Annotated in this window: 18 protein-coding genes; 11 read left to right on the top strand and 7 right to left on the bottom strand. The window is 68.2% G+C overall.

Translation table 11 applies throughout. The annotated features are described in order from the left end of the window. Position 1: 1 nt before the first annotated feature. Entirely contained in the window at positions 2–1,444 is a 1,443-nt protein-coding gene (locus MNR00_RS10320; RefSeq protein WP_241925841.1) for a multicopper oxidase family protein, read from the top strand. Between the two features lie 4 nt (positions 1,445–1,448). Here MNR00_RS10320 and MNR00_RS10315 read toward each other — a convergent pair whose 3' ends face one another. Beyond that, complete coding sequence (locus MNR00_RS10315) at positions 1,449–2,348, bottom strand: A/G-specific adenine glycosylase (protein ID WP_241925840.1); 900 nt, start codon at positions 2,346–2,348, stop codon at positions 1,449–1,451. Positions 2,349–2,394: 46 nt separating this feature from the next. On the opposite strand from MNR00_RS10315, the gene truB reads away from it, so the two are divergent. From truB to MNR00_RS10280, 7 genes are all read left to right on the top strand, one after another. Then, positions 2,395–3,288 carry a tRNA pseudouridine(55) synthase TruB gene (gene truB, locus MNR00_RS10310; protein ID WP_241925839.1) on the top strand — a complete coding sequence of 298 codons (894 nt, stop codon included), beginning with the start codon at positions 2,395–2,397 and terminating at the stop codon, positions 3,286–3,288. Continuing rightward, a complete protein-coding gene (locus MNR00_RS10305) occupies positions 3,285–3,653 on the top strand; it encodes a hypothetical protein (protein ID WP_241925838.1) in 369 nt (122 codons plus the stop codon). The genes truB and MNR00_RS10305 overlap by 4 nt, the downstream gene beginning before the upstream one ends. A 40-nt stretch (positions 3,654–3,693) precedes the next feature. After that, entirely contained in the window at positions 3,694–4,101 is a 408-nt protein-coding gene (locus tag MNR00_RS10300) for a hypothetical protein (RefSeq protein ID WP_241928820.1), read from the top strand. After that, positions 4,098–5,042, top strand: a complete 945-nt coding sequence (locus tag MNR00_RS10295; RefSeq protein ID WP_241925837.1) for a bifunctional riboflavin kinase/FAD synthetase — start codon at positions 4,098–4,100, stop codon at positions 5,040–5,042. Before MNR00_RS10300 ends, MNR00_RS10295 begins: the two co-directional genes overlap by 4 nt. A gap of 222 nt (positions 5,043–5,264) precedes the next feature. Further along, positions 5,265–7,415 (top strand): DEAD/DEAH box helicase, encoded by a 2,151-nt coding sequence (locus MNR00_RS10290; RefSeq protein WP_241925836.1) that lies wholly within the window; start codon positions 5,265–5,267, stop codon positions 7,413–7,415. A 220-nt stretch (positions 7,416–7,635) separates the two neighbouring features. Further along, a complete protein-coding gene (locus MNR00_RS10285) occupies positions 7,636–8,664 on the top strand; it encodes a 6-phosphofructokinase (protein WP_241925835.1) in 1,029 nt (342 codons plus the stop codon). A 91-nt stretch (positions 8,665–8,755) separates the two neighbouring features. Then, positions 8,756–11,164, top strand: coding sequence for a cellulase family glycosylhydrolase (locus MNR00_RS10280; protein ID WP_241925834.1), 2,409 nt, complete (start codon positions 8,756–8,758; stop codon positions 11,162–11,164). 139 nt (positions 11,165–11,303) lie between these two features. Here MNR00_RS10280 and MNR00_RS10275 read toward each other — a convergent pair whose 3' ends face one another. From MNR00_RS10275 to MNR00_RS10260, 4 genes are read right to left on the bottom strand one after another with little or no spacing between them, the layout of a single operon-like run. Beyond that, positions 11,304–12,506 (bottom strand): ABC transporter permease, encoded by a 1,203-nt coding sequence (locus tag MNR00_RS10275; protein ID WP_241925833.1) that lies wholly within the window; start codon positions 12,504–12,506, stop codon positions 11,304–11,306. Next, positions 12,503–13,177 carry an ABC transporter ATP-binding protein gene (locus MNR00_RS10270; RefSeq protein WP_241925832.1) on the bottom strand — a complete coding sequence of 225 codons (675 nt, stop codon included), beginning with the start codon at positions 13,175–13,177 and terminating at the stop codon, positions 12,503–12,505. Before MNR00_RS10270 ends, MNR00_RS10275 begins: the two co-directional genes overlap by 4 nt. Before the next feature lie 8 nt (positions 13,178–13,185). Next, entirely contained in the window at positions 13,186–14,280 is a 1,095-nt protein-coding gene (locus MNR00_RS10265) for a peptidoglycan-binding protein (RefSeq protein WP_241925831.1), read from the bottom strand. Next, positions 14,280–14,789 (bottom strand): hypothetical protein, encoded by a 510-nt coding sequence (locus MNR00_RS10260; protein ID WP_241925830.1) that lies wholly within the window; start codon positions 14,787–14,789, stop codon positions 14,280–14,282. Before MNR00_RS10260 ends, MNR00_RS10265 begins: the two co-directional genes overlap by 1 nt. 118 nt (positions 14,790–14,907) lie before the next feature. On the opposite strand from MNR00_RS10260, the gene MNR00_RS10255 reads away from it, so the two are divergent. Together MNR00_RS10255 and MNR00_RS10250 are read left to right on the top strand one after the other, a co-directional pair. Next, positions 14,908–15,573: a response regulator transcription factor gene (locus MNR00_RS10255; RefSeq protein ID WP_241925829.1), complete on the top strand. Its 666-nt coding sequence runs from the start codon at positions 14,908–14,910 to the stop codon at positions 15,571–15,573. Then, positions 15,551–16,753, top strand: coding sequence for a HAMP domain-containing sensor histidine kinase (locus tag MNR00_RS10250; protein ID WP_241925828.1), 1,203 nt, complete (start codon positions 15,551–15,553; stop codon positions 16,751–16,753). Before MNR00_RS10255 ends, MNR00_RS10250 begins: the two co-directional genes overlap by 23 nt. Here MNR00_RS10250 and MNR00_RS10245 read toward each other — a convergent pair. After that, positions 16,728–17,330 (bottom strand): DUF559 domain-containing protein, encoded by a 603-nt coding sequence (locus MNR00_RS10245; RefSeq protein ID WP_241925827.1) that lies wholly within the window; start codon positions 17,328–17,330, stop codon positions 16,728–16,730. The two genes, MNR00_RS10250 and MNR00_RS10245, sit on opposite strands and share 26 nt — an antisense overlap. A 219-nt stretch (positions 17,331–17,549) precedes the next feature. Continuing rightward, positions 17,550–19,655 carry a S9 family peptidase gene (locus MNR00_RS10240; protein WP_241925826.1) on the bottom strand — a complete coding sequence of 702 codons (2,106 nt, stop codon included), beginning with the start codon at positions 19,653–19,655 and terminating at the stop codon, positions 17,550–17,552. Positions 19,656–19,818: 163 nt separating this feature from the next. On the opposite strand from MNR00_RS10240, the gene MNR00_RS10235 reads away from it, so the two are divergent. Then, positions 19,819–21,279: an inorganic phosphate transporter gene (locus tag MNR00_RS10235; RefSeq protein ID WP_241925825.1), complete on the top strand. Its 1,461-nt coding sequence runs from the start codon at positions 19,819–19,821 to the stop codon at positions 21,277–21,279. Positions 21,280–21,283: the final 4 nt, after the last annotated feature.

Raw genomic sequence — 21,283 nt, 5'->3', positions numbered from 1 at the left:
TATGACCACGGCCGGGCCGCGCGCCCGGCTCGTCGCCGCGGTGCGGATCCTGGCGATCTGCCTCGCGGCGACGCTCGTGGTGCTCCTGGTGGTGATGTGGTGGGGCAGTCTGCGCCCTGGCGCGTACTCGCTCACCGAACACGCCGCCGGCCACGGTGGTGCGAGCGGGGGCGTCAGTGTCGCCGATCTGACGGCGGATGCTGATCGCGCAGCCGACGTGAAGGTCGAACTCACCGCTCGGCACGAGACCGTGCAGCTGGCATCCGGTGCGTCGTTCGAGGGGTACACCCTCAACGGCGCCACGCCAGGGCCGACGATCCGCGCAACGCAGGGCCAGCTCGTCGAAGTGCTGCTGCGCAATGAGGACGTCGCGGGCGGGGTGACGCTGCACTGGCACGGAGTCGACGTGCCGGCGGCGATGGACGGCGTGGCAGGAGTCACACAGGACGCGGTAGGACCAGGCGAGTCGTTCGTCTACCGGTTCGTCGCCGAGCAGGCCGGCACCTTCTGGTACCACTCGCATCAGATCTCGCACGAGCAGGTCATCGGCGGACTGTTCGGGATGCTGGTGCTCGCACCGGCCGAAGAGACGGCTGTGACCGACGTTGTCGCCGCAGTGCACACCTATCCGAACGGGATCCGCACGGTGAGCGGCGAGCCAGGGGTCATGCACGTCCCAGCGCAGCCGGGGGATCGGGTGCGGGTCCGGGTGGCCAACACCGACAACGTGCCGCTGTCGGTCTGGTCGGGCGCTCCATTCGTGCTGCGCGCAGTCGATGGCGGTGAACTGAGCCAGCCTCCTCCCATCGAGGGGAAGCGGGTCACACTGACGGCGGGTGCGCGTGTCGATGTCGAGGTCGAGATCCCGGCATCCGGCGGCGTGAGCGTGCAGCTGCCCGGCGCCTCGATCGTGCTCGGAGCCGACCCCGGCCCTGCGCCGCAGCCCACCGAGATCCTCGACCTGCTCTCATACGGCGAGCCGACGGACCTGCCTTTCGACCCCGAACAGCCTGATCGGTCCTATCGCTACGACATCGGCAGGATGCCGGGATTCATCGACGGCAAGCCGGGCTTCTGGTGGACCGTGAACGGCAAGATCGGCGACGACATCCCGATGTTCATGGTGAAAGAGGGCGATGTCGTCCGCATGACCATCACCAACGGCAGTGGAGAGGTGCATCCGATGCACCTGCACGGGCACCACATGCTGGTGCTGTCCCGCAATGGCGAGCAGGCCACCGGCAGCAGCTGGTGGGTCGATTCCCTGAATGTCGAACACGGCGACACCTACGAGGTGGTGTTCGTCGCCGACAATCCCGGTGTGTGGATGGACCACTGCCACAACCTGCCGCACGCCGCCGAAGGACTGATCGCCCACGTGATGTACGAAGGCGTGACGACGCCCTTCATGCTCGGCCATGACACCGGGAACAATCCCGAATGACACCTCACGCCGGCAGTCGCAGCATCCCGTCTGCGGCCTCGACAAGGCCATCCGCGATGAGCGAGTCGATCGCACGGTCGCGCTGCGCGGCATCCGCCCATGCGGCCGTGAGATCCGCGTCCGGCAGAGCATGCTGTGGTGCCTCGCGCAGCATCCGCAGCATCGCGCCGCGGGCCTGACGATCCGATCCCTCGTACCGCGTCTGGCGCCGGCGCCTGTCGCCGGTGTCGGGACTGCCGGCGGCAAGCCAGGCGCAGGAGGATGCCAGTGGACACTGCCCGCATCTCGGCGCCCGTGCGGTGCACACCATCGCGCCGAGTTCCATCATCGCGGCATTGAACAGCGCGGAGTCCTCGACCTCTTCCGGCAGCAGGGCGGCCATGCGTGCCAGATCCCGCTTCGCGGGCGGATCGGGTTGCGCCCGCCCGTCGACGAGCCGGGCGATCACCCTGCGGGTGTTGGTGTCGACGACCGGATGGCGGTCGCCGTAGTGGAACACAGCCACCGCCCTGGCGGTGTACTCGCCGATTCCGGAGAGGGCGAGCAGCGAGTCGACCTCGCGCGGCACGGTGCCCCCGTGCTTCGCGACGACCTCGACGGCGGCACGATGCAGCCACAGCGCACGGCGCGGATAGCCGAGGTTCGCCCATTGATGCACGACCTCGGCAGGCGTCGCTGTGGCCATCGCCGCCGGTGTCGGCCACCGATCGAGCCACGCCTCCAGGTGCGGGATCACGCGGTTCACCGGCGTCTGCTGCAGCATGAACTCGCTGACCAGCGTGCCCCAGGCGCCGTATCGCTCGGCGAACTCCGCGCGGCGCCACGGCAGGTCGCGGGCGGTGGTGGCGTACCAGGCCTGCAGGTCGGACCGCCACGCGGCAGCGGGGGAGGACGGTTCGCGCATCCGTCCAGCCTACGAGGCATCCCCTGGCACGCTCTAAGCTGAAGGGATGGTCTCGCCCGGAATCCTGCTCGTCGACAAGCCCGGTGGGCTGACCAGTCATGACGTGGTCGCCCGCACTCGGCGTGCCTTCGGCACCCGCAAGGTCGGCCACGCCGGCACTCTCGATCCGATGGCCACCGGTCTGCTCGTGCTCGGCATAGAGGGCGCTACGCGCCTGCTGACCTACATCGTCGGCGCCGACAAGACATACACCGCCACGATCCGCCTCGGCGCTGACACGACGACCGACGATGCCGAGGGCGAGATCGTCACCCAGGCGACGCCGGATGCTGTCGCAGCCGTCACCCCCGCACAGATCGCGCACGGCATCGCGGCACTGACCGGCGCGATCGCGCAGGTGCCGAGTGCTGTCTCGGCCATCAAGGTCGACGGCAAGCGTGCATACGACCGTGTGCGTGCCGGCGAGGATGTCATCCTCGCCGCCCGCCAGGTGACCGTCTCGCGGTTCGACGTGCTTGAGCAGCGCACCGGCGACGGCGTCATCGACGTGGACGTGATCGTCGACTGCTCGTCCGGCACCTACATCCGCGCGCTCGCGCGCGACCTCGGCGCTGGACTGGGGATCGGCGGACACCTCACCGCGCTGCGCCGCACGCGCGTCGGCGGATTCGCGCTCTCGGATGCCGTCGGCATCGAAGACCTCGCAGGTGCCGCCACCCTGACGCCGGCCGAGGCGGCGGCGCGGGTGATGCCAGTGCTGCAGGTGTCTGACGCCGAGGCGCGTGACCTGCGCCACGGCAAGCGCCTGCACGAGCAGGCGAGCCGGCTGACAGCATCCGAAGTCGCTGCGATCGACCCTGAGGGCTCGCTCGTCGGCATCCTCGAAGCACGCGGCCACGACATCAAGAGCGCCATGAACATGCCGGAGGTGCAGGGATGATCCTGTGGTTCACCGTCGTCCAGATCGCCATCGCGTGCGCCGCCGGGCTGTTCTGCCTCATCGCGGGCTTCGCGGGGCGGCGTCCCAGCGACTGGACTGTCGGCAGCGTGCTGCTGGTCGAGGTGCTGCTGATCGCGCAGGTGGTCGTGGCGATCATCGCGCCACTCGCGGGCAATCCGCCCACTGGTGATCTGCTGGAGTTCTGGGTGTACCTGATCGCCGCCGTGCTGCTGCCGCTCGGGGGCATCGCCTGGGCGCTGCTGGAGCGCGGCCGATGGAGCACCGTCGTGCTCGGCGTCGTCGCGATCTCGCTCGCCATCATGCTCTGGCGCATGCAGACGATCTGGACGCTGCAGGCCGCATAGAATGGATGGCGCAATGTCCAACACCGTCACACGCTCCCCGATGACGGGCATCGGTCGGGTCCTCGTCATCGTCTACGCGGTGATGGCGCTGGCTGCCACCGGCCGCAGCTTCGTCCAGATCGTCCGCCGCTTCGATGAGGCACCCCTCGCCTATACGCTGTCGGCCGTCGCTGCTGTCGTCTACATCCTCGCGACGCTCGCTCTCGTGCTCGCAGGACGCCCCGGCTGGTACCACGTCGCGTGGGTGGCGATCGTCTTCGAACTGACCGGCGTGCTAGTCGTCGGAGCCCTGAGCCTTCTGGTGCCAGAGCTGTTCGGGCACGACAGCGTCTGGTCGTACTTCGGCATGGGCTACCTGTTCATCCCGCTCGTGCTGCCGATCTTCGGCCTGTGGTGGCTGCGCACCCACCGACCCGAACCCGCTCGCGCCCTGGAGGAGTCGTCGTGATCGTCTTCCGTGATCCCGCCGAAGTGCCGGCCGACTTCGGTCGCACCGTCGTCGCCATCGGGAAGTTCGACGGCGTGCACGTCGGCCACCAGGCCGTGATCCGCAAGGTGCGCGATGACGCCGAGGCGCTCGGCGCACGTGCGGTCGCGGTCACGTTCGACCGCAACCCGCTCGAGGTGCTGCGTCCGGAGCTCTGCCCCGACAACGTCGTGGCGCTGGAGCGCAAGCTCGACCTGCTCGGCGAACTCGACCTGGATGCCACGCTCGTGCTGACCTTCGATCGCGCTCTCGCCTCGGTGCCGGCGGAGGAGTTCGTGCGCACCATTCTGGTTGATTCCCTGCACGTCGCCACCGTCCTGGTCGGACGCGACTTCCGCTTCGGGCACGGCGGCAGCGGCACCCCCGATCTGCTGCGCGAACTGGGGCCGAAGTACGGTTTCATCGTCGACGTCGTCGACGACGTGTTCCCGCAGGGTGAGGGACGTCGCGTATCGTCCACCTGGATCCGCGAGCTGCTCGCGGAAGGCGATGTCGCACATGCCGCGCACGTGCTCGGTCGCCCGGTGACGGTCTCGGGTGAGGTCGTCCACGGCCTCAAGCGCGGGCGCGAACTCGGTTTCCCCACCGCGAACCTCTCTGAGCTCGTCGACTCGCTCGTGCCGGCGGACGGCGTCTACGCCGGATGGCTGATCGACCACGAGAGCGGCATCCGGCATCCGGCGGCCATCTCGGTCGGCACCAACCCCACCTTCGACGACGTGCCGCGGCGCCAGGTCGAAGCGCACGTGCTCGATAAGACCGGTCTCGACCTGTACGGGCATCCCGTCACCGTCGAGTTCACCGCGCACCTGCGCGGTATGGTCGCCTTCGACGGCATGGACGCGCTCATCGCGCAGATCGCGGCCGACGTCGCGGACGCGCGCATCCAGCTCGGTCTCTGACCGACTCGGTTCTGGGCGCAGACGAATCGCGCCGACATGGCGTCTCATCTGTCGGCATTCGCCTGCGATGTCGTAAACTGAGAGCAGGTGCTCATCGACGGCCGCGGCTGACGCGCAGATCGAGCACCCGCATCCGCACGGTCCTGGCTGGCGCCACACGCGGATCACCGTAACGGAACCGAAGGCCGCTTCGGCGCTTCGGCACTCACGCTCAGGAGGAGCATGCCGACCACGGCAACCGCCGCACCGCGGCGAAAGAAGACGTCTCGTCGCGACGAAGAGGCGCCTCTGATCCCGATTCTCGCGCGCAAGGTGCGCGAGATCGAGGCGAAGGCGCAGCGCGCGAAGCTGGGTCCGACCAATCGCATCAAGTTCCAGGTCATCGCCTTTCTCGTCCGCGAGGAGCGGGCACGGGTGAAGGCCGACACCGAGCTGACCGATGCCGCTCGCACCGAGCTGCTCAAGCGTCTGGACGGTGTCGCCACGATCCTGGCCAAGACGGCCGCTCGCGACACCTCGCTGATCCAGCTGCTCGAGGCGGATCAGGCGACCTCACCGGTCGCCAAGCGCATGCGCCGGGACTGGCTGCTGGAGTCGGGGGCCGAGCTGGCGCCGGAAGAGCTCGTCATCGCCGACATCGCGCCGACGCGTGCCCCGGTGGTGCCGGCGGCGATCGCCGAGAAGCAGGTGACCCCACCGTCGGTGGAGGCCCGCGAGCTGGCGAACCCGTTCCTCGCGCCCGACCTCACGCCGCGCGCCACGGTCGTGCCGCGCAGGCGGCTGGACAGCTGGGAGCTGATGGGCCCGCTGTACAAGGCGTTCGAGTCCGGCGCTGGCGGGGGAGCAGCCACCATGGACCTGCCGCCGACCCCCGAGTACGACCACATCTCGCCCAAGGGGCGCGAGGTCATGGTGCACCAGTCCCGCTTCGTCGAGGCGGTGCGCGCCGGACACCGCAGCTTCCTGCTGGCCGACGAGCCAGGACTCGGCAAGACCGCGCAGTCGGTGCTGGCGGCATCGGTCGCGGGTGCCTACCCGCTGCTGGTCGTCGTGCCCAACGTCGTCAAGATGAACTGGGCCCGCGAGGTCGAGCGCTGGACACCGCAGCGCCGCGCCACCGTGATCGCCGGAGACGGCGCCGACATCGACGCCTTCGCCGACATCTTCATCGTGAACTACGAGATCCTCGACCGGCACCTCTCATGGCTGGGCTCTATCGGCCTGAAGGGCATGGTCGTCGACGAGGCGCACTTCATCAAGAACCTCTCATCGCAGCGGTCGCAGAACGTGCTGGCACTGGCGTCGCGCATCCGCGAGCGTGAGCGCGACCCGCTCATGCTGGCGCTGACGGGCACGCCGCTGATCAACGATGTCGAGGACTTCGACGCGATCTGGCGGTTCCTCGGCTGGACCAACGGCGAGAAGCCGGGGCCCGAGCTGATGGAGAAGCTGGATGCCACCGGGCTCACCCCGGCCGACAAGTCGTTCTACGCCGAGGCGCGAGAGGCCGTCATCTCGATGGGCATCGTGCGACGCAAGAAGAAGGACGTCGCAGCCGACCTGCCTGACAAGCTGATCGCAGACCTGCCTGTTCAGCTGGACGACGAGTTCGGTCGCAGCATCCGTGCGGCGGAGCGGGAGCTCGGCGAGCGGATGGCGGCGAAGTACCGTCGCATCGTCCAGGCGCGCACCGCGTCCGCAGGTGCATCGCGCGTCGCCGCGGGCGAGATCGATGACGACATCGTGCGTCTCGTCGCCCACAACGAGCTCGAGGAGTCGAAGGCAGCCGGCACCGGGGGCGACAACGTCTTCACCATGGTGCGCAAGATCGGTCAGGCCAAGGCGCAGCTCGCTGCGGATTACGCCGTGCAGCTGCAGCGCTCGGTGCAGAAGGTCGTCTTCTTCGCCAAGCACGTCGATGTCATGGACCAGGCCGAGGCGCACTTCGCTGCGGCCGGCATCAAGTCCGTCTCGGTCCGTGGTGACCAGACGACACCGGTGAGGCAGCAGGCCATCGATGCGTTCAACACCGATCCTTCGGTGGGAATCGCGGTCTGCTCGCTGACAGCGGCCGGCGTCGGAGTCAACCTGCAGGTGGCGTCGAACGTGGTTCTCGCCGAGCTGAGCTGGACCGCGGCCGAGCAGACGCAGGCGATCGACCGCGTGCACCGCATCGGCCAGGACGAGCCGGTGACGGCATGGCGCATCATCGCCGCGCACACGCTCGACACCAAGATCGCCGAGCTGATCGACCAGAAGCAGGGGCTCGCCGCGCGAGCGCTTGACGGTGAGGCGGTCGAGCTGGAGCCGAGCGAGTCCGTGCAGATGGCTGCCCTGATGCACCTGCTGCGGGAGGCGCTGGGCGCGGCCTGATCAACAGCATCCGAGAGGGGGCGTTAAGAACTCGCGTTCTTGGCGCCCTTTTTCGTGCCTTTGCAGATTGAGTGCGGAAGAACTGCGGATAGCGACCGATCGGCGGACAAGATCATCGGTTTTCGCGCCTCTCGAATGGCATCCGCCCGGCTTCACCACTAGTGTCGAGAGCGGGCAGCGTGGCCTCTTCTCCTTTCCCCCTGAGTACGAAGGCAGCAGCATGAAGATCGGCATCCTCACCAGCGGCGGCGATTGCCCCGGCCTCAACGCCGTCATCCGCGGCATCGTGCTCAAGGGCACCACCACATACGATCTCGAGTTCGTGGGCATCCGCGACGGCTGGCGCGGCGTCGTCGAGGCTGACTTCTTCCCGCTCACCCGTCACGAGGTCAAGGGGCTGTCGAAGGTCGGCGGCACGATCCTCGGCACCAGCCGCACCAATCCGTACGAGGGCCCGCGCGGTGGAGCCGAGAACATCGCCAAGACTCTGGCGGCGCACGGCATCGACGGCATCGTCGCGATCGGCGGCGAGGGGACCCTCGCGGCGGCCGATCGTCTTGCGAACGACGGCATCAACGTGCTCGGCGTGCCGAAGACGATCGACAACGACCTGCGTGCCACCGACTACTCGTTCGGCTTCGACACTGCTGTCAACATCGCCACCGATGCCATGGACCGTCTGCGCACCACAGGCGACTCCCACCAGCGCTGCATGGTGGCCGAGGTGATGGGGCGTCACGTCGGTTGGATCGCGCTGCACGCAGGCATGGCCGCCGGCGCGCACGTCATCTGCATCCCAGAGGTGCCGATGTCGATGGATGAGGTGTGCGACCTTGTCACCAGCGCCCACGACCGCGGCCGCGCTCCGCTCGTCGTCGTCTCGGAGGGCTTCACGCTGACCGGAATGGATGAGGCCTACAGCGACAAGGGCCTCGATGCCTTCAACCGCCCTCGGCTGGGCGGGATCAGCGAGATCCTCGCCCCCGAGATCGAGCGCCGCACCGGTATCGAGACGCGCTCGACCGTGCTCGGTCACATCCAGCGCGGCGGGTCGCCGTCCGGCTTCGATCGCGTCCTCGCGACGCGACTCGGACTGCACGCGGCTGACGCGCTCGTGGACGGTGACTGGGGGCAGATGGTCGCGCTTCGCGGCACTGACATCGTGCGCGTGCCCTTCGCCGAGGCGCTGGGAGAGCTCAACACGGTGCCGCTGGAGCGCTACCAGGAGGCCGCTGCGCTCTTCGGCTGATCACGAATCAATGCCGATCATCGTTCGGATTTGACGATGGGGCATCCCGGCTGAAATGGTGAGTCAACCTCGCCCATCACGCTGGAGTGCAATGAGCCGTCACCGCCGCCCCCTGGTCGCCGTTCTGTCGATGCTGGCCCTGGTGGTGATACAGGCGATAGCGGATCCCACCGGGCTTCTGGCGCTGGTCGGCTGGCCAGGAGGAGCGCTGCGCTTCGACCTCGGCCTGTGGCCGATCGCGTCGACGCTGATCTTCCTCCCGGTGCTGCTGGCGCTGATCTGGTGGGTCGCGGTGTGCGTCGGCCGGCGGTTCTGGCTGCTGGCGCTTGGAGTCACCCTCGCTGTGCTGTTCGCTCAGGCGGTCGCGGTGCTCGCGATGACGGGCGACCTGTCGATCGCCGGACGCGCCGCCGGCTACGTCACTGCCAAGGCCGTGCCTGCCGCACTCATCGTCGCCGCGCTCACGCGCTGGCTCGGCGGAAAGCCGGCCACAGCGTCGGATGCCGGTGGCGGGACGGATGCTGACACCGAGGTCTCTGCTGACACCGAGGTCTCTGCCGAAGCGGGCGCCGATTCCGGTGCCGGTGGGTCACGGCGACGCTGGGAATGGGCACCCGCCGCTCTGTTCGCCGGCGTCACACCGCTGCTCGCCGGACAATGGTGGACGGGTGCTCCCTATGTGGACGGCATCCCCGTGGCGCAGCCAGACCGCGGCATCCTCTCGGTCATCGTCGCGGTCGCACTCACCTTCGCCGGTGTGCTGCTCGCTCTGCGCTGGATCCGGCCGCGGGTGCGCGGCGTGCTCGGCGGCTGGCTGGCCGCGGTGCTGGGCGGAGCCATGGTCGGCGCAGTGCAGATGGTCATCGGCGCGATCGTCGAGGGCGGATTCCGCGGCGACATCTGGCCGCTGATGCTCGGCTACGTCACCGTCGCAGACGGTCTGGCTTACGGCGCCTGCGTCGGATGGATCCTCGGCATCCTCGCCGTGGTCCTCGACCGGCTGCCGGCTCCCGCAGTGCGCCCGGCGCGAGCGGTGGTGGCGGCCCTCGCGGTCGTCGCCGTCGTGGCCTCCCTGCTGCTGCCAGGCCTCTCGCCGAAGGGGCCGGCAGTGCCGGTCGCCCTCGCCGACGGCTTCCTGCGCGCGAACGGCGACCACTTCACCGACGGCAGCGGAAACCAGGTGCTGCTGCGCGGAGTCGACGTGAACCAGCTCGTCGACTTCTACCAGCATCGTCCCGAGGTGCCGGAGACCACCCCGCTCACGGCGGACGACTTCGAGGGGATGGCCGGCTACGGCTTCAACGTCGTGCGGCTCGGGATCTCCTGGTCGGCGCTGGAGCCGACCCGAGGCGAGCTCGATCCCGAATACCTCGACCAGATCAAGCAGGCCGTCGAAGAGGCCGCCGACAACGGCATCTACACGGTGCTCGACGTGCACCAGGACGGCTGGTGGAACGGCCCGACCACCCCTGGGACGATCTGCCGTCCTGGCACCGACCCGATGTGGGGCTATGACGGCGCCCCGGAGTGGGCCACGATCACCGACGGCGCTCCACGCTGCCAGTTCACGGGGCGCGACATCTCGCCTGCGGGTGACCGCGCGTTCCAGAACTTCTACTTCAACACCGACGGCATCCGCTCGGCTCTCGCGGTGACCTGGGGCAGACTCGCGGCGGAGTTCCGCGACGAGCCGATGGTCGGCGGCTTCGACCTGCTCAACGAGCCAGGGTTCGGCGAGACCGCACCCGCGACGACCTCACACCAGCTGGGCGAGTTCTACCAGGAAGCCATCCGCGAGATCCGCGCCGCCGGCGCCCCGCAGATCGTGTTCTTCGAGCCCAGCATCATGTGGTCGGGGCTCGGATTCGATGTGGGCCCGCAGCCCGGCTTCACGACTGACACGAACATCTCGTTCTCGCCGCACCTCTACGCCGAGTCGATCACGATGGATCGCGATCTCGGGATCCCGCCCATCGTGAGCATCGAGCGTCAGTTCGAGCTCGCGCAGCGCGCCGCGGCCGACTACGATGCGCCGCTGTGGTCGGGGGAGTACGGCTACTGGGGCGACGATGTCATGCCCCGACTGACGCGCTACGCGGCCGAAGAGGACAGGCAGATGCTGGGCAGCGCCTACTGGGTCTGGAAGCAGGCCTGCGGAGACCCGCAGAACGGCATCCAGGACATCGGCGACGGTCTCATGATCGAGAACTGCGAGACCGGCGAGTTCGATGACACCAAGGCGGATGTGCTGCAGATCCTCAGTCGGGCGTACCCGCGGGTGGCCCCTGGCGAGCTGACCTCGCTGCGAGCCGAGGGCGCTGCGCTGTCGATGACCGGCACCGCGGAGCAGGGCACCTGCGATCTGCAGGTCTGGTTCCCCGGCAGCGGCGAGCCGGCTCCAGAGGTCACGGGAGTCACCGACGTGGCGCTCGAGCAGGTCGACGGCGGGTGGCTGATGAGCGGCTGCGCCGATGGCGACTACGCGGTGACGACGGAGTAGGCCGGGTATCCGGGCATCCGGGCATCCGACGCCTGTCAGCAGCCCCGGATCAGGCGATCCGCTCGCCAGCAGGTCGATTCCGCAGAAATCGACCTGCTGCGGAGCGGATCGCCTGAACTCGGCAGTTGTGCACCGGCCGTCAGCTGCTGAGCGCCGCTGTCGGAGACGTGCGCGCGGCGCGGATGGCGGGCAGCAGGCCGGCGATGGCGCCGACGGCCACGGTGACGACCACGCCTGCCACGAGCACCAGCGGTGGGATCACCGTCGGCCATCCGTTCGTGCCCGCTGTGGCTGCCGTGATGCCCCAGCCGATCAGGCTGCCGGCCAGGCCTCCGAAGGCCGAGAGCAGGATGGCCTCCAGCAGGAACTGCACGCGGATGTGCCCCTTGGTCGCCCCGAGTGCGCGCCGAAGACCGATCTCGCGGCGCCGCTCCAGCACCGAGATGATCATCGTGTTGGCGACGCCGATCCCTCCGACGAGCAGCGCGATCGACCCCACGCCGATGAGCAGCCCGGTGAACGCCTGATCGACCGTGTTCTTTGCTGCGAGGGCATCCGAGGGACGACTGACCTTGATCTCGGTGGGTGAGCGGGGGCTCAGCGTCGGGGGGATCAGGTCGCGCGTCGCGGTCACCGCGGCATCCGCCGAGAGCTGGTAGACGGTCGTGGGATGCCCGTCGAACCCGAACAGATCGGTCGCCACCTGCTCGCCGATCAGCGCCGACGAGTCGAGCTCCGGCGCCAGCGGCGATGCGGCCAGGATGCCGATCACCGAGAAGTTCGTGCCGCCCAGCCACACCAATCGTCCTGGATGCTGGATGCCGAGACGCTCGGCCGCGGCCCCGCCGAGCACCACGGTCGGCAGTCCAGCCGGCGCCGTGTCGAGCCAGCGGCCCTGCGCGAGCGTGGCACCAGTGGTCTCGAGCAGGTCGGCGCTGGCCGCCTGGACGATCAGCCCGCCGGTCTTGCCAGCATCGATGAACTCGCTTCGGTAGACAGGCACATCGTCGAGCAGCGCGGTGGATGCCGCGGACTGGGCATCCGGGATCCGTCGCAGCATCGCTGTCGAATTCTGCGGCAGCGATGCCTCTTCGCCGGTCAGACCGGTGCCCGCCGTCACGGTGAGCAGACCAGTGCCCAGTTCGCTGAGCTTCTGCTGCACCAGCGCCTGGCTGGAGGTGGAGATGCCGATCACCGAGATCATCGCGGCGATGCCGATCGCGATGCCCAGCGACGAGAGCACCGCGCGCATGGGCCTGGCTCGCAACCCGTGCGCGCCGAGTGCGAGTGCGTCGGAGGCGCGCAGGCGGGATCGGATGCTGTCAGTCGCGCGTTCGCTCATGCTGCGCTCCGCTCGTCGGAGATGATCGCGCCGTCACGGATCGCGACGCGGCGCGGCATCTGCTCGGCGAGCTCCGTGTCGTGCGTGATGACCACCACCGTGGTTCCGGCGGTGTTCAGGTCGCGCAGAATGGCCATGATCGCCTCTCCGGAGTGCGAATCCAGGCTTCCCGTCGGCTCATCGGCCAGCAGCAGGCGCGGCTTCCCGATGACGGCCCTGGCGATGGCGACCCTCTGACGCTCACCGCCCGAGAGCTGGCGGGGATCGTGGTGCAGGCGCGCTCCGAGACCGACCTGCTGCAGGGCATCCGCGGCTCGGGCTCGGCGCTCGCGTCGTGACGCACCTGTGTAGAGCAGGCCGGTGGCGACGTTGTCGAGGGCGCTGACGCCCTCGGTGAGATGGAACTGCTGGAACACGAATCCGATGCTGTGCGCGCGCAGCGCCGAAAGCGCGCTGTCGCTCATGGCCGTGATGTCGTGGCCGGCGATGATCGCACGACCGGATGAGGCGGCATCCAGAGACCCGATGATGTTCAGCATCGTCGACTTGCCCGAACCGCTCGGGCCGACGATGGCGACCATCTCACCCTCGTCGATGCGCAGATCGACGCTCTTCAGCGCGACGGTCGGGGGAGAGCCGTAGGAGCGGGTGACACCGTGCAGTTCCACCATAGAGGCGCTCATTTGGCCACCACGACGACATCGCCCACTTCCAGCTTTCCGCCGGTGATGGCGACCAGACCGTCGGCGAACGCTCCGAGTTCGACGGTGACCAGTTCCGGTGTGCCCTTGGTCTTTCCGGATTTCGGCATCCGCTCAACCGCGAAACCACCGCCGGGCTGGGCGAGCAGGGCCGTGACCGGCACGAGCAGCTGGTCCTCACCGCGGCTCTGCGCGATCAGCACCGTCACACTGACGCCGGCGAGATCGGCAGCGTCTTCCGGCTTGTCGAGCACAAGGGTGAGCGGAATCTGCATGCTCTTGCCGTTGGCACCCTCGCGCTCGATGGGAGCGCCGACGGCGGTGACCTTCGCGCCCGCTGTCTTCCCGTCGGGCAGCTGCACCGTCGCGGTGGAGCCGACGGCGCCCAGGTCGCGCTGACCTGCCGAGAGGAATGCCTCCACCTGCTTGGTGACGCCGGTGACCGACAGGACTTCGGCGCCGGCCGAGGCGCCGACCTTGACGGACGCGGACTCGATCCGCACGTCACCGGTGGCGAAGACGATGCGCCCGAGTTCGATCGCCCCGGTCCGCTCCAGTCCCAGCGACTTCTGCCAGGCGCGTACGGCACGTGTGGTGCGGTCGGTGAAGTCCGTGTCGGGTTCGCGGTCGAAGAAGCCGAGGGCCGCGAGATTCTGCTCCAGCTGCAGCACATCCGCACCGTTGCTCATCGCAGGGTCGAACCCGCGCCATGCGGGCAGCTTTCCGTGCAGCAGCACGACTGGAGTGTCATCCACGCGGAACAGCACGCCGCCGCGACCGATCATCGTGCCGTCGGCGGTCAGCGCGGTGATGGTGCCGCCGAGCTGCGTTCCGAGCTTGCGCTGATCCGCGTAGCCGAGCATGCCCTGCACGCGCACCTGTTCGGTCAGCTCACCACGGGTCAAGGTCGTGGTGTCGACGGCGATCGGCCGCTCGTCGGGCTCTGCAGTGGCTGGTGGCAGGAAGATCATGGCCGCAGCGACCAGGGCAGCGACCAGCAGAACCGCTCCACCGGTCAGCCAGATGACCCGACGGCGCCGGGGACCGGGTGAGCCGACAGTCGTATCCGTCATCAGTTCGCCGCGCCTTCGTTGGCCTTCGCGTCGCACGCGTCGATGTCGTCGGGGTTGGTCTCGGGCCCAAACGCCTGAGACATACCGCCGGAGCCCTTCACCGGGTCGGGGTAGTCGTAACCTGCGTCGCGCATGCACTGCGCGAAGATCAGCTGCGATTCGAAGATCTCGTCCTCGGTGGGAAGGGACTCGTCCACCGGAGCCTCGCCGACCTCCTTGCTGCATTCCGCGTAGGCGGCGTCGAACTCGGCCATGTCGTACTGCGAGAGATCGATCGCCTCGGTGCTGTCAGAGCCGCCCGGCTTGAGGTCGAACCCGGCCTTCAGCATGCAGGCGTCCATGTTGTCGCGCCACTCCATGAGCGAGGTCTCGTAGTCACCGGACTTGAGTTCTGGGTCAGAGCCTCCGGCCGGAGCGCAGGCAGTCATCGTCAGGGCGAGCAGGACGGCGCCGACGGATGCGGCGACGGCGGTGACACGGCGTGTGCGGGGAAGGGTGCGAAAGGACATGAGGTCTCCGAATGCTGGCTCGAACAGGTACACGGGCCATTTCATCCGGTCACCGGTAAGGGCGAGGTAAAGCGTGGACTTTACGTTTCCTTGAGGTCGACTCTGATTGACTGCTGGCATGCGTGTGCTCATAGTCGAAGACGAGGAATTCCTCGCGGATGCCATCAGTGCCCGTCTGAAGATGGAGGCGATCGCCGCCGACGTCGCAGGCGATGGCGAGGCAGCGCTGGAGGCCGTCGACGTCAACGACTACGACGTCGTGCTGCTGGATCGCGACCTGCCGGGCATCCACGGCGACGAGGTGTGCCAGATCCTCAATCAGAGTCCCGATCGCCCCGCCATCATGATGCTCACCGCGGCCGGAGACCTCGATGACCGCGTCGAGGGGCTCGGAATCGGTGCGGACGACTACCTCGCGAAGCCGTTCGAGTTCGCAGAGCTGATCGCCAGAGTGCGCGCTCTCAGCCGCCGCCGCTTCAGTGCGGTGCCGCCGGTGCTCTCGCGACGTGGCATCCGCCTCGATCCGTTCCGGCACGAGGTGACGTGCGACGGCCGACCCGTGCACCTCACCCGCAAAGAGTTCGCCGTCCTTGAGCTGCTGCTGCGCGCCGACGGCGGAGTGGTCAGTGCCGAGACGCTGCTCGAGAAGGCCTGGGACGAGAACGCGAACCCCTTCACGCACACGGTCAAGGTCACCATCAGCAACCTTCGACGCAAACTCGTCGATCCCGACATCATCACGACGATCTCGGGGGCAGGCTATGCCATCGCCGACGAGCGCTGAGCCCGCACCCGTCACCCGCCGTTACCGGGTGACGGTGCGCACCCGACTCGCGCTGACCTATTCCGCCCTGCTGATCGGCTCGGGCGTGGTGATGCTCACGCTCGTGTACATCTTCATGCGCTTCGTGCCGACGTACGCGCTGGAGCCTGGCGCATCCGTCCCCGCAGTCCCCGCGGAACCCACCCCGCCGCCGAGCGAGACGGGCGCCACAGACGCGGCAGAGATCACGACCCCCGCCCGGGAGCTGCTGATCACGTCGGCCGATCAGATGCTGAACGTGCTGCTGATCGTCTCCGTCGTCGTACTGGTGGTGCTCGGCATCATCGGCGTGGCGGTCGGCTGGGCGGTCGCGGGACGGATGCTGCGCCCGCTGCGTGACATCAACGACGCGGTCGAGCGTGCCGCACACGGCGATCTCGGCCAGCGCATCGGGCTGGAGGGGCCGCGGGACGAGATCTCAGAGCTCGCGACGAACTTCGACGAGATGCTGGCGCGGCTGGAGCGTTCCTTCGCGGCATCCCGTCGTTTCGCCGCCAACGCCTCGCACGAGCTGCTGACGCCACTGGCGACCAACCGGGCGATGCTCGATGTCGCGATCGCGCAGCATCCGGCATCCGACGATGCAGAGGTCTTCGAGCGGCTGCGGATGATGAATGAGCGCGGCATCCAGACGGCTCAGGCGCTGCTCGAGCTAGCGAGGGTGGAGGCATCCCCGGTGCACCTGGAGCGCGTCGACCTCGGCTCTCTCGTCGAAGAGATCGCGACGGCCTGCCGCGCGGAGGCGGCCGAGCGCGGAGTGGATCTGCGCCTGGATCTGTCACGGGCGCCGGTGGGCGCCGAGCCGGTGCTGATGCGTCAGCTCATCGTGAACCTGCTGCAGAACAGCATCCGACACAATCTGGCGCAAGGCGGCACGACCGAGGTGCGCACCGACACGTCAGCTGGAACGGCTCGCCTGATCGTGTCGAACACCGGCGCGCAGCTGTCGCCCGAGGCGGTGGCCGAGCTGGTCGAACCGTTCGTCCGCGGCCAGGGACGCCGTTCCACGACGGCGTCGGAGGGCCACGGTCTCGGACTGTCGATCGTCGCCGCCATCGTGGAGCGCTTCGGCGGCGAGCTCGACCTCGCGGCACGGGACGGCGGGGGACTGCGCGTCACCGCGACCTTCCCTGCCCGGTGATCAGCGCCGGCAGGGTCAGGGCTGCCGCTTCGCGGGCGGTGGAGGTTGCCAGGATCAGGCCGATAGCGCGGCAGCAGGTCTTTGTCTGTGAGATTCGCCTGATGCGGGGCCGATGTCCTGATCTGGGCAGGTCCGCGCGCGACTCGGATGCGGCTTCGGCGTGTGCGCAGCGTCGTCCGGCGCGGTGCAGACCTTGCGCGATGGCGCGCAGCACCGTCTCGCGCACGTAGTCCGGATCGTGCATGATCTGCTGATAGTCGAAGCGCAGCACCGTGTACCGCTGCAGCACAAGGCGCGCGTCGCCTCGGATGTCAGGCCGGCGATCCTTCGCAGAGCTTTGGAACTGATACCCATCGATCTGAACGACAAGGCGCTCGCCGATCAGCGCGTCAACGCGATGCCCGTCGAGGCGGGCCTGCTGCCTGATCTGCACCCCGCGAGAGCGCATGATCTGGGCGAAGCGGGTCTCTGTGCCTGCATCCGACAGCTCACCCACCTCGGCGAGCACTCCTGTCGCGGCGGTGCTGTGCCATCGCACCCGGTGCAGTTCGTCCAGTGCCACGAACTGCAGCCGCACCGCCGACTCCCAGATCGCGAGGCCGCGGTCTGCGGGGCCGAGAACCCACGAAGGTGGACAACTTCCGGCATCCGCCTGTCTGTGCAGGAGAAGCCTGGCCGCGCGGGATCAGGTGATCAGCTCCGGAGCAGGTGGACTTGTGCGAAATCCACCTGCTCCGGGGCGATCGTCCTGATCTCGGCAGGGCGGCAGCTCGGCAGGGCGGCCGATGAAGCGACCTCAGTCAGCCAGCCCGAGCACGTCCAGCATCCACGCGATCTCGAACGCGCGCTCCTTCCAGGCGTTGTAGCGCCCGCTCACGCCGCCGTGACCGGCGGACATCTCGCACTTCATGATCACGTCATCGGCACCGGCCTCGCGCAGCCGAGCGACCCACTTGGCCGGCTCGACGTACAGCACACGCGTGTCGTTGAGCGAGGTCATCGCGAGGATGCGCGGGTAGGCGACGCCGTCCCGCACGTTCTCGTACGGCGTGTACGACTTCATGTACTCGTAGACCGCGGCGTTGTGCAGCGGGTCGCCCCACTCGTCCCACTCCACGACGGTCAGCGGCAGCGACGGATCGAGGATCGAGGTGAGCGCGTCTACGAACGGCACTCCGGCGAGGATGCCGGCGAACAGCTCCGGAGCCATGTTCGCCACGGCGCCCATCAGCAGGCCGCCGGCGCTGCCGCCCTCGGCCACCATCTTCGAAGGCTCGGTCACTCCGGTCTCGACCAGGTGCCGGCCGCACGCGATGAAGTCGGTGAAGGTGTTGCGCTTGTGCAGCTCCTTGCCGTCCTCGTACCAATGCCGGCCCATCTCGCCGCCGCCGCGCACATGAGCGACAGCGAACACGACACCACGGTCGAGCATCGACAGGCGCATCATCGAGAATCCTGGGTCGATGGAGTGCTCGTACGAGCCGTAGCCGTAGAGGTGCACTGGCCGCACCTCAGCACCCGGGTCGCCGAACGACCGCTTCCAGACCAGCGAGATCGGCACCTGCACACCGTCGGGCGCGCTAGCCCAGGCTCGCTGCTGCCCGTACTCCGCGGGGTCGTAGCCGCCCAGCACCGGCTGCTGCTTGCGAACGTGCCGCTCTCCGGTGGCGACGTCGAGTTCGAGCACCATGGACGGCGTTACGAACGAGGTGTACGCCATCCGCAGGAAGGGTGCGTACCACTCGGGGTTGCCGCCGAAGTACGCCTCGTACAGCGGCTCGTCGAAGGTGATCTCATCCAGCGCGCCGGTCTGCAGGTCCATCAGCGCCGTTCGGGCGAGGCCCTCGCTGCGGTACTCGACAGTCGCGAAGTCGCGGAAGCAGTCCACGTCGAGGATCCGGCGCCCCGGCGTGTGCGGCAGCAGCACATCGCGCGCGCCCTGCGGGTCGGATACTGACACTGACACGAGCTCAAAATCGAGCGCGTCGGCGTTGTGCAGGATCAGCAGGCGGTCCTCGCCGTCGACCACCGCATGATCGGCGGAGTACTCGACGCCGTCGTGACGAGGCCAGATGACGCGCGGTTCGGCGCTGAGGTCGGCGAGGTCGATCAGCAGCTCTTCGCTGGTGATCTTCGAACCGAGCCCGATCAGCAGGTACTTCTTGCTGCGGGTGATGCCGGCGCCGAGCCAGAATCGCTCGTCCGGCTCGTGGAACAGCTTCACATCGGCGTCGATCCCGTCGCCGATGCGGTGCAGCCACAGGGTGTCCGGCCGCCAGGCCTCGTCCCGCGTCGTGTAGAGGATGCTCGCGCCGTCCGGCGTGAAGAACGCCTGACCGGTGTTCTCGATCACGTCATCGAAAGCCTCGCCGGTGGCCAGGTCACGCACGTGGACCGTATAGAGCTCGGAACCCTCGACGTCGACCGACCACAGCAGTCGCGTGCCGTCATCGGACACGTCGAACGCACCAAGAGAGAAGAACTCGTGCCCCTCGGCCTCAACGTTGCCGTCGAGCAGGATCTCTTCACCAGGCACCGGCACGCCAGGTTCGAGCACCGGGGGAGTCCAGTCGTCGCCGTGCGCCGCCGTGCGGCACTGGATGCCGTACTGCGCCCCCTCCTCGGTGCGACCGTAGAACCACCAGTCGCCGCGTCGGGTCGGCACCGACAGGTCGGTCTCCTGCACACGGGCCTTGACCTCGCCGAACAGCCGCTCGCGCAGCGGCTCGAGCTGGGCGGTCCTGGCATCCGTGTACGCGTTCTCGGCCTCGAGGTGCGCGATGACCTCGGCATCCTCCTTCGCCCGGAGCCATTCGTAGTCGTCTTCGAACGAGTCGCCGTGGTGGGTGCGGATGATGGGGCGCTTGTCCGCGACAGGCGGTCGGATGCTGGATTCGCTCACCGTCCAACGGTACCGGAGCAGCATCCGAGGCGAGTTGACCGACGCCTGTCAGAATGGGAGGATTCTCACGGGTCCGGAAACGGATGCTGAACCCACGGTGAACTCTTCGTTCGTCACGCCGAACACCTCGGCCCCTTCTTGACAGTCCCAACGAAAGAGACCGGTGGAAACCGCAGCCCTCATCGTCGTGCTGGTCATCGCACTGGCATTGTTCTTCGACTTCACCAACGGATTCCACGACACCGCGAACGCGATGGCGACTCCGATCGCCACCGGAGCGCTCAAGCCGAAGACAGCAGTGCTGCTCGCGGCCGTCCTGAACCTCGTCGGCGCATTCCTCTCCACGGAGGTCGCGAAGACCGTCTCGGGTGGCATCATCCACGAGGAGGACATCAGCAGCGCGATCATGCCGCAGCTGATCTTCGCCGGCCTGATCGGCGCGATCACCTGGAACATGCTCACCTGGCTGCTCGGCCTTCCCTCCAGCTCGTCGCACGCGCTGTTCGGCGGACTGATCGGCGCGACCCTGGTCGGTGTCGGAATGAGCGGCATCAACTTCGGTGTCGTCATGTCGAAGGTGATCCTGCCTGCGCTGATCGCCCCGCTCACCGCCGGAGTCATCGCCTTCCTCGCCACCAAGCTCGCCTACTCGATCACCCGCCGCTACGACGGCAAACCCGACGGCCGCGACGGATTCCGCTGGGGGCAGATCTTCACCTCGTCGATGGTCGCGCTGGCACACGGCACGAACGATGCGCAGAAGACGATGGGTGTCATCACGCTCGCGCTGATCACGGTCGGCTGGCAGACCGGCGACCCGACCAGCGACGACTACCACAACCCCGAGTTCTGGGTCATCGTGGCCTGTGCGTTCACGATCGCTCTCGGCACCTACCTCGGTGGCTGGCGCATCATCCGCACCCTCGGCAAGGGGCTCACCGAGGTCAAGCCCGCGCAGGGCTTCGCCGCTGAGAGCTCGACCGCGGCGACGATCCTCGCCTCCAGCGCCCTCGGTTTCGCCCTGTCGACCACGCAGGTGGCGTCCGGCTCGGTGATCGGCTCCGGCCTCGGCCGCCGCGGTGCCAGCGTGCGCTGGAAGACCGTCGGACGCATCGGAATCGGCTGGCTGCTCACTCTGCCTGCTGCCGGCGCAGTCGGCGGTCTGGCCGCACTGCTGGTCGTGAAGTTCGGCAACATCGGCGTGCTGATCGACGCGATCGCAGCCGTCGTGATCATCGTCGGACTGTTCATGTACTCGCGACGCGACGCGGTGAACGCCTCGAACGCCATGAGCGATGTGGCCGAGTCCGGTCATGCCGTCGGCGTGCCGGACGTGCCGGGCCCTACCCGCCGGACGAGCCGCATGGAGCTGGTGCGCGCACTGGATCGCGCCGAGCGCAAGGCGGATGACGCCGAGAAGGCCGCTCGCAAGGCCAAGAAGCTCAAGAAGGCCGGCGGCTCGCCCGCCGAGGTCAAGGCGGCACGCAAGGCCGCCGACCGGGCAGCGCAGAAGCTGGCAGAGGCTCAGCAGGCCGCTCAGGAGTGGGAAGTGCTCAGCGCCAGCCGTCGCGCGCGAGCAGAGCTCGCCGAATGGGAACTCTCGGATGAGGAGGCACAGCGGTGATCAT

It is taken from the genome of Microbacterium sp. H1-D42, from assembly GCF_022637555.1.
Taxonomy (GTDB): Bacteria; Actinomycetota; Actinomycetes; order Actinomycetales; family Microbacteriaceae; genus Microbacterium.
Note: the sequence above shows the minus strand (reverse complement) of the source record. Positions and strands in the feature narration are given on the sequence as shown.

What these genes read in the sequence shown, in the direction of transcription:
- MNR00_RS10320 (WP_241925841.1), top strand. Translation starts at nt 2, where the DNA reads ATGACCACGGCCGGGCCGCGCGCCCGGCTCGTCGCCGCGGTGCGGATC.
- MNR00_RS10315 (WP_241925840.1), bottom strand. Translation starts at nt 2,348, where the DNA reads ATGCGCGAACCGTCCTCCCCCGCTGCCGCGTGGCGGTCCGACCTGCAG.
- truB (WP_241925839.1), top strand. Translation starts at nt 2,395, where the DNA reads ATGGTCTCGCCCGGAATCCTGCTCGTCGACAAGCCCGGTGGGCTGACC.
- MNR00_RS10305 (WP_241925838.1), top strand. Translation starts at nt 3,285, where the DNA reads ATGATCCTGTGGTTCACCGTCGTCCAGATCGCCATCGCGTGCGCCGCC.
- MNR00_RS10300 (WP_241928820.1), top strand. Translation starts at nt 3,694, where the DNA reads ATGACGGGCATCGGTCGGGTCCTCGTCATCGTCTACGCGGTGATGGCG.
- MNR00_RS10290 (WP_241925836.1), top strand. Translation starts at nt 5,265, where the DNA reads ATGCCGACCACGGCAACCGCCGCACCGCGGCGAAAGAAGACGTCTCGT.
- MNR00_RS10285 (WP_241925835.1), top strand. Translation starts at nt 7,636, where the DNA reads ATGAAGATCGGCATCCTCACCAGCGGCGGCGATTGCCCCGGCCTCAAC.
- MNR00_RS10280 (WP_241925834.1), top strand. Translation starts at nt 8,756, where the DNA reads ATGAGCCGTCACCGCCGCCCCCTGGTCGCCGTTCTGTCGATGCTGGCC.
- MNR00_RS10275 (WP_241925833.1), bottom strand. Translation starts at nt 12,506, where the DNA reads ATGAGCGAACGCGCGACTGACAGCATCCGATCCCGCCTGCGCGCCTCC.
- MNR00_RS10270 (WP_241925832.1), bottom strand. Translation starts at nt 13,177, where the DNA reads ATGGTGGAACTGCACGGTGTCACCCGCTCCTACGGCTCTCCCCCGACC.
- MNR00_RS10265 (WP_241925831.1), bottom strand. Translation starts at nt 14,280, where the DNA reads ATGACGGATACGACTGTCGGCTCACCCGGTCCCCGGCGCCGTCGGGTC.
- MNR00_RS10260 (WP_241925830.1), bottom strand. Translation starts at nt 14,789, where the DNA reads ATGTCCTTTCGCACCCTTCCCCGCACACGCCGTGTCACCGCCGTCGCC.
- MNR00_RS10255 (WP_241925829.1), top strand. Translation starts at nt 14,908, where the DNA reads ATGCGTGTGCTCATAGTCGAAGACGAGGAATTCCTCGCGGATGCCATC.
- MNR00_RS10250 (WP_241925828.1), top strand. Translation starts at nt 15,551, where the DNA reads ATGCCATCGCCGACGAGCGCTGAGCCCGCACCCGTCACCCGCCGTTAC.